This is a genomic window from Pseudomonas sp. GM41(2012) (assembly GCF_000282315.2).
GTDB lineage: Bacteria > Pseudomonadota > Gammaproteobacteria > Pseudomonadales > Pseudomonadaceae > Aquipseudomonas.
This window is the reverse complement of the sequence record NZ_AKJN02000007.1, coordinates 284128-297406: the sequence shown is the minus strand read 5'-3', so window position 1 is coordinate 297406 and position 13279 is coordinate 284128. Positions and strand designations below refer to the sequence as shown.

At 58.2% G+C, this 13279-nt stretch carries 15 protein-coding genes; 11 read left to right on the top strand and 4 right to left on the bottom strand.

The window, feature by feature from the left end; all coding sequences use genetic code 11:
• Together PMI27_RS13140 and PMI27_RS13145 are read left to right on the top strand one after the other, a co-directional pair.
• Positions 1 to 1125 carry a type IV toxin-antitoxin system AbiEi family antitoxin gene (locus PMI27_RS13140; protein WP_238545908.1) on the top strand — a complete coding sequence of 375 codons (1125 nt, stop codon included), beginning with the start codon at positions 1 to 3 and terminating at the stop codon, positions 1123 to 1125.
• Positions 1113 to 1982 carry a hypothetical protein gene (locus PMI27_RS13145; protein WP_008150152.1) on the top strand — a complete coding sequence of 290 codons (870 nt, stop codon included), beginning with the start codon at positions 1113 to 1115 and terminating at the stop codon, positions 1980 to 1982. The genes PMI27_RS13140 and PMI27_RS13145 overlap by 13 nt, the downstream gene beginning before the upstream one ends.
• A 56-nt stretch (positions 1983 to 2038) precedes the next feature.
• Here the strand turns inward: PMI27_RS13145 and pyrE are convergent, their stop codons facing one another.
• Positions 2039 to 2683 carry an orotate phosphoribosyltransferase gene (pyrE, locus tag PMI27_RS13150; protein ID WP_007934609.1) on the bottom strand — a complete coding sequence of 215 codons (645 nt, stop codon included), beginning with the start codon at positions 2681 to 2683 and terminating at the stop codon, positions 2039 to 2041.
• An 82-nt stretch (positions 2684 to 2765) separates the two neighbouring features.
• On the opposite strand from pyrE, the gene PMI27_RS13155 reads away from it, so the two are divergent.
• Entirely contained in the window at positions 2766 to 3545 is a 780-nt protein-coding gene (locus PMI27_RS13155; RefSeq protein WP_007934608.1) for an exodeoxyribonuclease III, read from the top strand.
• 166 nt (positions 3546 to 3711) lie between these two features.
• Here the strand turns inward: PMI27_RS13155 and PMI27_RS13160 are convergent, their stop codons facing one another.
• Positions 3712 to 4080 (bottom strand): DUF4870 domain-containing protein, encoded by a 369-nt coding sequence (locus PMI27_RS13160; protein WP_008150150.1) that lies wholly within the window; start codon positions 4078 to 4080, stop codon positions 3712 to 3714.
• Between the two features lie 28 nt (positions 4081 to 4108).
• Entirely contained in the window at positions 4109 to 4831 is a 723-nt protein-coding gene (rph, locus tag PMI27_RS13165) for a ribonuclease PH (protein WP_008150147.1), read from the bottom strand.
• A 270-nt stretch (positions 4832 to 5101) separates the two neighbouring features.
• On the opposite strand from rph, the gene PMI27_RS13170 reads away from it, so the two are divergent.
• The 7 genes from PMI27_RS13170 to PMI27_RS13200 all read left to right on the top strand — a co-directional run bounded on the left by PMI27_RS13170 (position 5102) and on the right by PMI27_RS13200 (position 11207).
• Entirely contained in the window at positions 5102 to 5965 is an 864-nt protein-coding gene (locus tag PMI27_RS13170) for a YicC/YloC family endoribonuclease (protein WP_008150145.1), read from the top strand.
• A 12-nt stretch (positions 5966 to 5977) separates the two neighbouring features.
• Positions 5978 to 6598 (top strand): guanylate kinase, encoded by a 621-nt coding sequence (gene gmk / locus PMI27_RS13175; protein WP_008150143.1) that lies wholly within the window; start codon positions 5978 to 5980, stop codon positions 6596 to 6598.
• Between the two features lie 167 nt (positions 6599 to 6765).
• Positions 6766 to 7029 (top strand): DNA-directed RNA polymerase subunit omega, encoded by a 264-nt coding sequence (gene rpoZ, locus PMI27_RS13180; protein WP_007894670.1) that lies wholly within the window; start codon positions 6766 to 6768, stop codon positions 7027 to 7029.
• A gap of 56 nt (positions 7030 to 7085) precedes the next feature.
• Positions 7086 to 9191, top strand: coding sequence for a bifunctional GTP diphosphokinase/guanosine-3',5'-bis pyrophosphate 3'-pyrophosphohydrolase (spoT, locus tag PMI27_RS13185; protein WP_008150141.1), 2106 nt, complete (start codon positions 7086 to 7088; stop codon positions 9189 to 9191).
• Positions 9192 to 9215: 24 nt separating this feature from the next.
• Complete coding sequence (locus PMI27_RS13190; RefSeq protein ID WP_003229509.1) at positions 9216 to 9596, top strand: RidA family protein; 381 nt, start codon at positions 9216 to 9218, stop codon at positions 9594 to 9596.
• A 57-nt stretch (positions 9597 to 9653) separates the two neighbouring features.
• On the top strand, positions 9654 to 10394 hold the full coding sequence (locus PMI27_RS13195; RefSeq protein WP_008150139.1) for a hypothetical protein: 741 nt from the start codon (positions 9654 to 9656) through the stop codon (positions 10392 to 10394).
• A 78-nt stretch (positions 10395 to 10472) separates the two neighbouring features.
• Positions 10473 to 11207, top strand: coding sequence for a hypothetical protein (locus tag PMI27_RS13200; protein WP_008150137.1), 735 nt, complete (start codon positions 10473 to 10475; stop codon positions 11205 to 11207).
• A gap of 51 nt (positions 11208 to 11258) precedes the next feature.
• On the opposite strand, the gene PMI27_RS13205 is transcribed toward PMI27_RS13200, so the two are convergent.
• Positions 11259 to 12116: an SDR family oxidoreductase gene (locus tag PMI27_RS13205; RefSeq protein WP_008150135.1), complete on the bottom strand. Its 858-nt coding sequence runs from the start codon at positions 12114 to 12116 to the stop codon at positions 11259 to 11261.
• 189 nt (positions 12117 to 12305) lie between these two features.
• Between PMI27_RS13205 and exbB the strand changes: the two genes are divergently transcribed.
• Complete coding sequence (gene exbB, locus PMI27_RS13210; protein WP_008150133.1) at positions 12306 to 13274, top strand: tonB-system energizer ExbB; 969 nt, start codon at positions 12306 to 12308, stop codon at positions 13272 to 13274.
• The last annotated feature ends 5 nt before the right edge of the window (positions 13275 to 13279 follow it).

The window sequence follows — 13279 nt, the reverse complement described above, 5'->3', positions numbered from 1 at the left end:
ATGAAAATCATCGACAGTTTTCACCAGAATGGCTATTTTCAGCATTCGTTGAAAAGGGTTAAATCAATGAAAGAGCTCGAAATCCACTCAAGAGACGCGCTGCGAAACCTCTTGAGTAAAATACCGATCCTCGAGATTAAAAGCCTGAAATCTGTCCCGCTTTCAAAAGCCTGGACTCCCGACTTCACTGTCGAGGTAAACACATCAGGGAAATCGCACTCTCTGGTCTGCGAGGTGAAAGCAAGTGGCCAGCCCAGGTTCATAAACGCAGCCATACTTCAGCTTCGCGACTACGTGAACGAGCGGAACACAGAGGCTACACCTATCGTGGTCGCACCTTATCTTTCACCCGCTGCCAGACAAGCGTGTCGGGAAAAAGGTGTGGGATATCTGGACCTGGAGGGCAATTCCTGGATTTCATTCGATGGTGTATTCATTGACCACCAAGTTGCTGATAGGCCGCCCTCGGAGAACAGGGAGCTGAAGTCTCTCTTCAAACCAAAATCAGCTCAGATCATTCGTATGATGCTTCGGGAACCGGACCGAGCCTGGCGGGTGATGGAACTTTCCGAAGCTGCCGGAGCGAGTCTGGGTCAAGTCAGCAATGTCCGCACCGCACTGCTGAATCGAGAATGGGCAAGAACAACAAACGAGGGTGTATGTCTATACGATCCCCAAGCCCTTTTGGATGCATGGGTCGAAACATACGAGCGTCCATCAGGGGACCGTAAAAAGTTCTATACCACCTTACATGGCAGCGCATTGGAAAATGCGGCGCGGAACGCTATCGGAGAAAGGAGCAACGGACACGCGCTTTTTTCCTCATTTTCTGCCGCCCAATGGCTCGCGCCCTATGCTCGGGTCAGCACGAATTACTTTTATGCGGACATTCAAGGTCTAGAGAAATTGGTCAAAGCATTACAGTTGGTTCCTGCATCAAAGGGAGAAAACGTAGTGATCACTTTACCCAAGGACGAAGGACTTCTACTGGACACCGTTGAAGCCGCGCCGGGCGCCATATGCACCAGTCCAGTTCAGACCTATCTGGATCTATCGGTAGCAGGAGAGCGAGGAAAGGAAGCCGCCGAGTATCTACGACAGGAAAAATTGACATGGCCCCGTTAGTACCTCAAGAGCCTCAATCCGCTTCAGATTATGACGACAGAACGACGACTGCTGTGAAGGCGGTATTAGTCGAAATGGGTCAAATCCTTGGTTCCTTCAGAGGCAAGTTTGCAGTGATCGGTGGAGCGGTGCCGTGGCTTCTGCTTGCGAATGACGATATGCAACATGTTGGTACCCTGGATGTCGATTTGAGCCTGAACGCAGAGGCTCTCGGTGATGGCGAGTACGCAACATTGATCGAAGCACTGATGGGCAATGGGTACGAGCAAAGAGGAGAACTTCGGCGATTCCAACTAGTCCGCCAGGTTCCCGTGCAGGACGGTGGAGCTGCGATAGATGTGATCGTGGATTTCTTGATGCCGCGTGACGCCGAAATCATCCAAAACAAGCCACCCATTCTCAACGATTTTGCAGTTCAACGCGCCGACGGCGCTGACTTGGCCATGCGTTTCTATCAGATGGTTGCAATTGAAGGCCCCATGCCTACGGGCGGCAAAAATCGTGTGGAGGTCGCTGTGTGCTCGATCCCCGCACTACTTGCGATGAAGGGATATGCCCTGAACGGAAGGCATAAACAGAAGGACGCATACGACATCTACTACTGCGTTCGCAATTATCCCGGAGGCATAGAAGCACTTGCAGAAGAGTGTCGACCAGTACTTGGAACGGGAAGTGGCGAACAGGGTTTTCAGTTCATTTGCGAAAAGTTTGATATCGCCGAGGGCTACGGCCCGACCTCAGTAAGACGCTTCGTCGAAGACAGCCAAATCCTGGGAGATCGCACACCGGATCAATGGCAACAGGACGCTTTCGGACAGATTGATGCCTTATTGCGCGCCTTGGGGCTACGGGAGTAACAGCTACCCTGATACCAGCACTCACAAAAAGGCCCTGTTCTCACAGGGCCTTTTCTTTAGACGCCGAACTGCGCGCGGTAGGCTTCAACCGCCGGCAGGTGTTGCTTGAGCTGCGGATCGTCCGCCAGGAATTCGAGCACCTGGTTCAGCGAAACAATGCTGATCACCGGAATGCCGAAGTCACGCTCCACTTCCTGGATGGCCGACAACTCGCCGTTACCACGCTCCTGACGGTTGAGGGCGATGAGCACACCCGCCGCCTTGGCGCCGTCCTGGGACGCGATGATCTGCATCACCTCGCGGATGGCAGTGCCAGCGGTGATCACGTCGTCGATGATCAGCACGTCACCGGTCAACGGTGCGCCGACCAGGCTGCCGCCTTCGCCGTGAGCCTTGGCTTCCTTGCGGTTGAAGCACCATGGCAAATCACGGTCATGATGCTCGGCCAAGGCCACTGCGGTGGTCGCCGCCAAAGGGATGCCTTTGTACGCCGGGCCAAACAATACATCGAACGAAATACCGCTCTCGACGATGGCTGCCGCGTAGAAACGACCCAGCTGCGCAAGGGCCGAACCCGAGTTGAACAGGCCGGCATTGAAGAAGTAAGGACTGGTGCGTCCGGACTTCAGGGTGAACTCGCCGAAGCGCAAAACGCCGCGATCGATGGCAAAACGAATGAAATCGCGCTGATACGCTTGCATGAAAAAAACCCCAAATACCACGGATTTAGCTAATTAGGTTGACGCCGTGTATCATACACGCACGCGATTTTTGGGGCCATTTATGCGGATCATCAGTGTGAACGTCAATGGTATTCAGGCTGCAGTGGAGCGAGGTTTGCTCAGTTGGCTGCAAGCACAGAATGCCGACGTCATCTGCCTGCAGGACACCCGCGCCTCCGCCTTTGAACTGGACGATCCAGCCTTCCAACTGGATGGCTACTTCCTTTATGCCTGCGAAGCTGAAGTTCCCGCCCAGGGTGGCGTGGCTTTGTATTCGCGGTTGCAACCGAAGGCAGTCATCAGCGGTCTCGGCTTCGAGACGGCCGACCGCTACGGGCGCTACCTGCAAGCCGATTTCGACAAGGTCAGCATCGCGACCTTACTGCTCCCTTCGGGGCAGAATGGCGATGAAGACTTGAACCAGAAGTTCAAGCTAATGGACGATTTCGCCCGTTATCTGGATAAACAGCGACGCAAACGTCGCGAGTACATTTACTGTGGCTCGCTGTACGTGGCGCAACAGAAGCTGGATATCAAGAACTGGCGTGACAGCCAGCAATCCCCGGGCTTCCTGGCACCTGAACGTGCCTGGATGGACGAGATTGTCGGCAACATGGGTTATGTCGATGCGTTGCGCGAAGTCAGCCGTGAAGGCGACCAGTACAGCTGGTGGCCAGATAACGAACAGGCTGAAATGCTCAACCTCGGTTGGCGTTTCGACTATCAGTTGCTGACTCCAGGCCTGCGCCGCTTCGTACGTAGCGCACGCTTGCCTCGTCAGCCACGGTTCTCGCAACATGCACCGCTGATCGTGGACTACGACTGGACGCTGACCATCTAAGCGTCGTTTCGCAGATGCAAAAAAGCCGACATCACTGTCGGCTTTTTTGTGCACGCCTCATTCCTGTAGGAGCAAAGCTTGCTCGCGATGAACGATGACGCACTGTATCTGACGCACCGCGGCGCCTGAATCGCGAGCAAGCTTTGCTCCTACAGGACCGCGGTGATTATTTGATCAACCGCCAGGTGAACGGGTAACGATAAGGCACCCCTTCATTGGCTTTGACGCCGGCAATGATCGTCAGCACCAGTGCACCGATCGCCAACAGACCGAACAGGAAGAACCCGACGATCACCACCATCAGCAGGAAGCAGATGGCCGAGGCAATGGCGACGGTGATCTGAAAGTTCAGCGCCTCCTTGCCTTGAGCATCAACAAACGGGTCCATCTCGCGCTTCATCTGCCAGAGAATCAGCGGGCCGATCAGCGTACCGAACGGAATCCAGATCCCCAGCAAGGCGGACAGGTGACAAAACATTGCCCACTGCCGAACCTCTTTGCTCGGTGTGGGAAGCAGCTGTTGCTCGTCACTCATGGCGTCCTCCTTGTGTGGAACAGTCCGATCAGTCGGCCAGTGCAGCCTTTTGCAGCTCGAAGATTTCGGCCATGCCTTTCTTCGCCAACTCAAGCATAGCGTTCAGTTCTTCCGGCTGGAACGGCGCGCCTTCGGCAGTGCCCTGGACTTCGATGAAGCCGCCAGTGCTGGTCATCACCACGTTCAGGTCGGTCTCGGCGGCCGAGTCTTCCAGGTAGTCGAGGTCGAGTACCGGCTCACCCTGGTACATGCCCACGGATACGGCAGCAATCATTTGCTTCAGCGGGTCGCCGCCTTTCAGGCCGCCGCGCTTCTTGATCACTTTCAAGGCATCGACCAGTGCAACCATGGCGCCGGTGATGGACGCGGTGCGGGTGCCGCCATCAGCCTGGATCACGTCGCAATCGACGTACAGGGTGACGTCGCCCAGCTTGGACATGTCCAGCGAAGCGCGCAGGGAACGACCGATCAAACGCTGGATTTCCAGGGTGCGGCCGCCTTGTTTGCCGCGGCTCGCTTCCCGCTGGTTACGCTCGCCAGTGGCGCGCGGCAGCATGCCGTATTCAGCGGTCAACCAGCCTTGGCCCTGACCTTTGAGGAAACGCGGCACGCCGTTCTCGACGCTGACGGTGCAGATGACTTTGGTATCACCGAACTCGACCAGTACAGATCCCTCGGCGTGTTTGGTGTAGTTGCGGGTAATGCGGATCGAGCGGAGCTGATCGGCAGCGCGACCACTTGGACGTTTCATAGGGAATACCTGTACGGGGGACGGAAAACTGCGGAGCATTATAGAGCCGCAGGGCCACGAGTGGGCACTTCTAAAAAAATCCCCCGACGACTGAAGGCCCTGAATAGCGCTTTACCGACGGCCTGCAGCCCTTTGTCACTCCGTGTGTTTGGGCGCATTCGCCCCACTGCGCTACAATCCTGCGCCTTTGCTGCCTCTCGGCTTAAATTCATATAGATCAGGTCTGCGAAACCTTTGGTAACGCATGAACCTGCATTGCGAGGTACCTCCATGGTGCACAGCATGACCGCCTTCGCCCGCGTCGAAAAAGCCGGCGCCCAAGGCACCCTTAGCTGGGAACTGCGCTCGGTCAACAGCCGCTACCTGGAGCCGCACTTGCGTCTGCCGGAGTCCTTTCGCGACCTCGAAGGCGCGGTCCGCGAAGCCCTGCGCCAGGGAATCTCCCGGGGCAAGCTCGAATGCACCTTGCGCTTCACCGAAGAAAATACCGACAAACCACTGCAAGTGGACCGCGAGCGCGCCGCGCAATTGGTCGCCGCCGCCGAGACCATCGCCGGCCTGATCAAAAATCCGGCCGCGCTGAACCCGCTGGAAGTCCTGGCCTGGCCCGGCGTGCTGGTGGGCGACGCAACCGACCCGCAAGCCCTGAATGCCGAAGCACTGGCGCTGTTCAACGAAGGCCTGAAAGAACTCAAGGCCGGCCGCGAGCGCGAAGGCGCGGAGCTGGCGCGGCTGATCAACGATCGCCTGACCTCCATTGAAGAAGACGTGGTAACCCTGCGTGAACTGGTCCCGCAGATGCTTGCCACCCAGCGCCAGAAGGTCCTCGACCGCTTCGCCGACATGAAGGCCGAGATGGATCCGCAGCGGCTGGAGCAGGAAATGGTCATGCTCGCGCAAAAGAGCGACGTCGCCGAAGAACTGGATCGCCTGAGCACTCACATCATCGAAGTTCGCCGGGTGCTCAAATCCGGTGGCGCTGCCGGTCGGCGCCTGGACTTCCTGATGCAGGAGCTCAACCGCGAAGCCAACACACTGGGCTCCAAAGCCTTCGACCCGCGCAGCACCCAGGCGGCGGTCAACCTCAAAGTGTTGATCGAGCAGATGCGCGAACAAGTGCAGAATATTGAGTAAGGCAACCCTGACATGACCCACAGCACCGGCACCCTGTACATCATTTCCGCACCTTCGGGCGCGGGCAAGAGCAGCCTGGTCAAGGCCTTGACCGACTCCGATCAGGAGATCCGCGTCTCGGTTTCCCACACCACCCGCGCCATGCGCCCCGGTGAAGTGAACGGCGTGAACTATCACTTCGTCTCCCGCGAAGCGTTTGTGAAGATGGGCGAACATGGCGACTTCCTGGAGCGCGCCGAAGTGTTCGGCAATCTCTACGGCACCTCGCAAAGCCACTTGCAGCAGACCCTCGACGCCGGCCACGACTTGATCCTGGAAATCGACTGGCAAGGCGCCGAGCAAGTGCGCAAGTTGATGCCCCAGGCCCGCTCGATCTTCATTCTGCCGCCATCCCTGGAGGCCTTGCACCAGCGCCTGACCAACCGTGGCCAGGACAGCGACGAGATCATCGAAGGCCGGATGCGCGAAGCCGTCAGCGAGATGAGTCACTACGTCGACTACGATTACCTGATCATCAACGACGATTTCGCCCACGCACTGCGCGATTTGCAGGCGATTTTCCGTGCCAATCAGCTGCATCAGAAGCGCCAGCAGCAACGTCACGGAAAACTTTTGGCCGAATTGCTCGGCTAAACAGCTCTTCCCAAAACCGTTGCAAGGGCTTTACATTGGCACTTGCAGCGCGTTGAAGGGCTTGGTCAAAAAATCAGCGCTTCCCTAATCGCTGGTGATTTTTTAAACTGTTGAGTCCGCTCGCCCAACCGGGCAGCGCGCATATTGCATTCGCTCCGAGGAATACCATGGCCCGCGTAACCGTTGAAGATTGCCTAAACCACGTGGAAAACCGCTTTGAGCTGGTCATGCTGTCTACCAAGCGTGCCCGTCAACTGGCCACCGGCGGCAAAGAGCCACTGGTTCAGTGGGAAAACGACAAGCCTACCGTTGTAGCCTTGCGTGAAATCGCTGAAGGCCTGATGAGCTACGAGTTCATCGCCAACGCTGAAATCGTCGAAGACGAACCGCTGTTCGCAGCGTTCGAGGACGAGTCCAACGAGGCAGTCTAAGCCATGCCTGGTCGACGTAGCACGGCGCGGGGTCACAGCGAACGGCAGGTCTCATCATGCCGAGCATAGACGCCCTCGCCGATCGCTTATCGACCTACCTCGGCAAGGACCAGGTCAACCTGGTCCGCCGAGCGTACTTCTACGCCGAACAAGCCCACGACGGTCAACGCCGCCGTAGCGGTGAAGCGTACGTCACGCACCCACTCGCGGTTGCGAATATTCTTGCCGACATGCACATGGACCATCAGAGCCTGATGGCTGCGATGCTGCATGACGTGATCGAAGACACCGGTATTGCCAAGGAAGCGCTGCAAGCGCAGTTCGGCGAAACCGTGGCCGAACTGGTCGACGGGGTCAGCAAACTGACCCAGATGAACTTCGAGACCAAGGCCGAAGCCCAGGCTGAAAACTTCCAGAAGATGGCCATGGCCATGGCCCGCGACATTCGCGTGATCCTGGTCAAACTGGCCGACCGCCTGCACAACATGCGGACCCTGGAAGTCCTGTCCGGCGAAAAACGCCGACGGATCGCCAAGGAAACCCTGGAAATCTATGCGCCCATCGCCAACCGGCTGGGCATGCACGCCATCCGCATAGAATTCGAAGACCTTGGCTTCAAGGCGATGCACCCGATGCGTTCCGCACGGATCAACCAGGCGGTCAAACGCGCCCGGGGCAACCGCAAGGAAATCGTCAACAAAATTGAAGAATCCCTCAGCCATTGCCTGGCCATCGACGAAATCCAGGGCGAGGTCAGCGGTCGCCAGAAACACCTCTACGGCATCTACAAGAAAATGCGCGGCAAGCGTCGGGCCTTCAACGAGATCATGGACGTCTACGCGTTCCGGATCATCGTCGACAAGGTCGATACCTGCTACCGCGTGCTGGGTGCTGTGCATAATTTGTACAAACCGTTGCCGGGGCGCTTCAAGGATTACATCGCGATCCCCAAGGCCAACGGCTACCAGTCGCTGCATACCACGTTGTTTGGCATGCACGGTGTACCGATCGAGATTCAGATCCGCACCCGTGAAATGGAAGAGATGGCCAACAACGGCATCGCCGCCCATTGGCTCTATAAATCCAGTGGCGATGAGCAGCCAAAAGGTACTCATGCCCGAGCCCGCCAGTGGGTCAAAGGCGTGCTGGAGATGCAGCAACGGGCCGGCAACTCGCTGGAATTCATCGAGAGCGTGAAGATCGACCTGTTCCCGGACGAGGTCTACGTGTTCACGCCCAAAGGCCGGATCATGGAGCTGCCCAAAGGCTCCACGGCGGTCGACTTTGCTTACGCGGTACACACCGACGTGGGCAACAGCTGCATTGCCTGTCGGATCAATCGTCGTCTCGCACCGCTGTCCGAACCGCTGCAAAGCGGCTCCACGGTCGAGATCGTCAGCGCCCCCGGGGCACGGCCAAATCCGGCGTGGCTCAACTTCGTGGTCACCGGCAAGGCGCGGACCCACATCCGTCATGCGCTGAAACTGCAACGCCGCTCCGAATCCATCAGCCTCGGCGAACGGCTGCTGAACAAGGTCCTCAACGGTTTCGACAGCTCGCTGGAGAAAGTAGCCGCCGAGCGCGTCAAGGCGATGCTCACCGAGTACCGCCTGGAACTCATCGAAGACCTGCTCGAAGACATCGGCCTGGGCAATCGCATGGCTTACGTGGTCGCCCGCCGACTGCTCGGTGAAGGCGAACAGCTGCCGAGCGCGGAAGGCCCGCTGGCGATTCGCGGCACCGAAGGCCTGGTACTCAGTTACGCCAAGTGCTGCACGCCGATCCCGGGCGACCCGATTGTCGGCCACCTGTCCGCGGGCAAAGGCATGGTCGTGCACCTGGACAACTGCCGCAACATCAGCGAAATCCGCCACAACCCGGAAAAATGCATCCAGCTCTCGTGGGCCAAGGATGTCACCGGCGAATTCAATGTCGAGCTGCGCGTCGAGCTGGAACATCAGCGCGGCCTGATCGCTCTGCTGGCCAGCAGCGTCAACGCGGCCGACGGCAATATCGAAAAAATCAGCATGGACGAACGCGATGGCCGCATCAGCGTGGTCCAACTGGTGGTCAGTGTGCACGACCGCGTGCACCTGGCCCGCGTGATCAAGAAACTGCGCGCCCTGACCGGGGTGATTCGCATCACTCGCATGCGTGCTTAAGCCACTTATTACAAGGAGTCATTCATGACCAAAACAGTTATTACCAGCGACAAGGCCCCGGCTGCCATCGGCACTTACTCCCAGGCGATCAAGGCCGGCAACACCGTTTACATGTCGGGTCAAATTCCTCTGGACCCAAAAACCATGGAACTGGTAGAAGGTTTCGAAGCCCAGACCGTCCAGGTGTTCGAGAACCTCAAAGCCGTTGCTGAAGCCGCTGGCGGTTCGTTCAAGGACATCGTCAAACTGAACATCTTCCTCACCGACCTGAGCCACTTCGCCAAGGTCAACGAGATCATGGGCAAGTACTTCGACCAGCCTTACCCTGCCCGCGCCGCCATCGGCGTAGCGGCCCTGCCAAAGGGTTCGCAGGTTGAGATGGATGCCATTCTGGTCATCGAGTAATGTGCCCGGCGCAGCCTTCCGAAGGCTGCGTCGATCTTGCTTTGAAAGGATTCCACCATGCGCCAAGCGCTAGCTCTCTCGCTGGTCGCCCTACTCTTGGGCGGTTGTGCCAGCAACCCTGCCGACCGTGACATCAGCGGCACCTGGATCAATCAGGCCGCGATCGATGCTGCAGCCAAAGGCGGCGCCCTGCGCGAAGCGCTCCAGGCCTATGGCCCGAACCTGGAATGGGACGTCAACACCAAGGCCGGGCAGGCCCGCTACACCAACGGTTTTGAAAACGTCGATGGCAAGCTGCTAGGCGAAGAGTCCGGCGCCTGGAAGGTCGACTTTTATGGCAGCTCCGCCAGCGAGCTGAAGCGTGACGGCAAGCAACTGAGCCAGGTCGCCAGCGACAATGAGCCGGAGCAAGTCTTCGACCGCGCGCAGGTTACGGTGCCGGACGGCGCACCGATAGGTGCCAGTTTTGAACGCGCACTGTATTCGGCCTACATGGGCGGCAGCTGGAAAGTCGTCAGCGGTCCCGGCGAAGGCAACACCGTGCAATTCCAGGCTGACGGCCAGGTTGCCGGCCTGCCGGGAGCGGATCGCTATGCCTTGTGTCTGGCGGGCGATTGCGCGTCGATGAGCGGCGGTAACGACAACATGTGGCTACAGGCGAATGGTCAGGGCAACACCTGGATCTTTGCGCGCAAGGGCAAGGAACTGGAAATCCTACAGGCAGTGAACACCGCACACGCGGATGAAATGCCGCAGTTCACCCCGGGTGATCGCAAGTGGTTGCTGGAAAAACAGTGATACAGAATACAGGAGCCTACGGGCTCCTTTTTCTTTAGCCTGCACCGTCGAATTCTTTGCCCCCCTCAAGGATTGATCATGCGCCCACTGCTTATCCTTGGCCTATTGCTGCTCGGCGGCTGCACCTCTATGCCCGCAGAAACAGATATCAGCGGTATCTGGATCAATCAGGCGGTCATCGATGCAGCGGCCCAAGGCCAGTCTTTACATAAAGCCCTGAACACCCATGGCCGGAATCTGGAATGGGACATCAACACCCACACCGGCAAGGCGCAAGTGAGCAGCGGTTTTGAGAGGGGTGAAGGCCAACTGCTGCAAAAGTCACCCAATGCCTGGACCGTCGACTACAACGGCTACGGCACTGACGAACTGCGCCTGGATGGCAAGCGACTGACTCAACTGGCCAAGGAGCACGCCCCCCAGCAGGTGTTCAGTCGCCCCGGCAAGACCGTCAAAACGCATACAAAGTGGGGTAGCACCTTCAGGAGCGCCCTGAACGCTGCTTATATGGGCGGGCAGTGGGAAATCATCGACAGTCACGGAACAGGCCAAATGGTCGTGTTTACGGAAGATGGCCACGTTTCAGGGTTACCGGGAACCGATCGATACGAGTTATGCCTGGACGGTGATTGTGCCAACCAAGGTGCAGGCAATGACACCTTGTATCTGGGCACGGGTGACCTGAGTGACACATGGATTTTCGTTCGCAAAGGCAAGCAACTGGAGATTTTCCAGGCAATCAATCAATCCCGGCCAGACGAAATCCCCTACTTAACCCCCGGCCCACGCCACTGGCTGCTGGTAAAACAATGACCCAAAAACAAAGGCGCCCGCAGGCGCCTGTTGTTTAGAGGCTCGCTCAGCTCAACTCCCCTGGGCAATTATCACGGCATAACCTTCGCGGTAACTTGGGTACTTCGGTGTCCAGCCCAAGGCTTTGGCCCGTGCATTGCTGCAGCGCTTGCTGCCAGTACGCCGCACGCTCGCGTCGTCATCCCATTCGGTCACGCCCAGATACTCACGTAACCAGCCCACCACTTCGGCCAGCGGCGCAGGCGCATCGTCCACACCAATGTAGACGTCATCCAGCGCCACACCGCGACGATCCGCTTCAAGCAGACACGCCATCAACCCCGCCGCGTCGTCGGCGTGAATGCGATTGCCGTACAACGGTGGATCGACGGCCACTCGATAACCCCGACGGACCTGAGTCAGCAGCCATTCGCGACCAGGGCCGTAAATGCCGGTCAAACGTACGATGCTGGCCGGGATGCCACTATCGAGCGCCACTTGCTCCGCCTCTAGCATTAATCGACCCGAATAGCCTGTTGCAATGGTCGGCGAAGTCTCATCAACCCACTCACCATCCTGCTGCCCATACACACTGCTGCTGGAAACAAACAACAGGCGATTGGGCACCTGCCCGTAGTCGTTCAGCCATTCCAGTACGTGCTGCAAACCCTGAACATAAGCGGCGCGGTAACCCGCCTCATCGTGATCAGTGGCGGCTGCGCAATACACCAGGTAATCCACCGCACCGACTGGCCAGGTCGCTGGACAGTCTTCATTGAACAAGTCACCGGCAACGCCAATTACCCCCTTGGGCAGGCGTGAGACATCACGCCTCAGGCCATGAACCTCCCACCCGCCAGCCAACAATTGCGTGGCCAGACGACTACCAACATCACCGCAGCCGGCGATCAAAACAGAGGGCGCGGACATCAGAAAACTCCCATCAGAAAGGCACAGACTAGCGCTGGCAATGGACGCGCGGCTAGCAATGAAGGAAAAAAAGATACTCTATTACTTTTGTTAACAAGAATTACTTGCAATAATGCCTGCCACTTTTGTTCTCGGCCTCACGAGGCCTGGAAGAACATTTACCGTCTTTTTCTCTCAGGTCCGGCCAGCATGACACGCAATCAATTCCCCGCTTCGCCAACCAAACGACCTCGCGCCTGGAGCGCAGTGGCCGCCCTGCTGCTCAGCCTGATGCTGGCGCCGACCGCCGCTTTCGCTGACGCACAAGCGCCAGCCGCTCCGGCTGCCACTGCTGCTCCAGCTCCAGCTCCAGCCGCTCATGTTACCCCGGCTGCGACCGACCCGGCCCAAGCCGTAGACACCACAGCCGAAGACGTTCCGGAAGTCCTCGAAGCCGACAACACTCTGGGCATGGCCCACGACCTGTCGCCGTGGGGCATGTACCAGAACGCCGACATCATCGTGAAAATCGTGATGATCGGCCTGGCCATCGCCTCGATCATCACCTGGACCATCTGGATCGCCAAGGGCTTCGAGCTGATGGGCGCCAAGCGTCGTCTGCGCACCGAAATCGTCCACCTGAAAAAAGCCACCACGCTTAAAGAAGCCAGCGTGACAGCCACCAAGCAAGGCACCCTCGCCAACTTGCTGGTGCATGACGCCCTGGAAGAAATGCGTTTGTCGGTCAACAGCCGCGAGAAAGAAGGCATCAAGGAACGCGTCGCCTTCCGCCTCGAGCGTCTGGTTGCAGCCTGCGGTCGCAACATGAGCAGCGGCACCGGCGTGCTCGCCACCATCGGCTCCACCGCGCCGTTCGTCGGCCTGTTCGGTACCGTTTGGGGCATCATGAACAGCTTCATCGGCATCGCCAAAACCCAGACCACCAACCTCGCCGTCGTGGCTCCCGGCATCGCCGAAGCCCTGCTGGCGACCGCGCTGGGTCTGGTTGCAGCGATTCCGGCCGTCGTGATCTACAACGTTTTTGCCCGCTCCATTGCCGGTTACAAGGCACAAGTATCCGATGCCTCGGCTGAAGTCCTGCTGCTGGTCAGCCGTGACCTCGATCACCTGCCGACCACCGAGCGCTCCGCGCAACCCCACATGGTCAAAGTAGGGTAATCAGC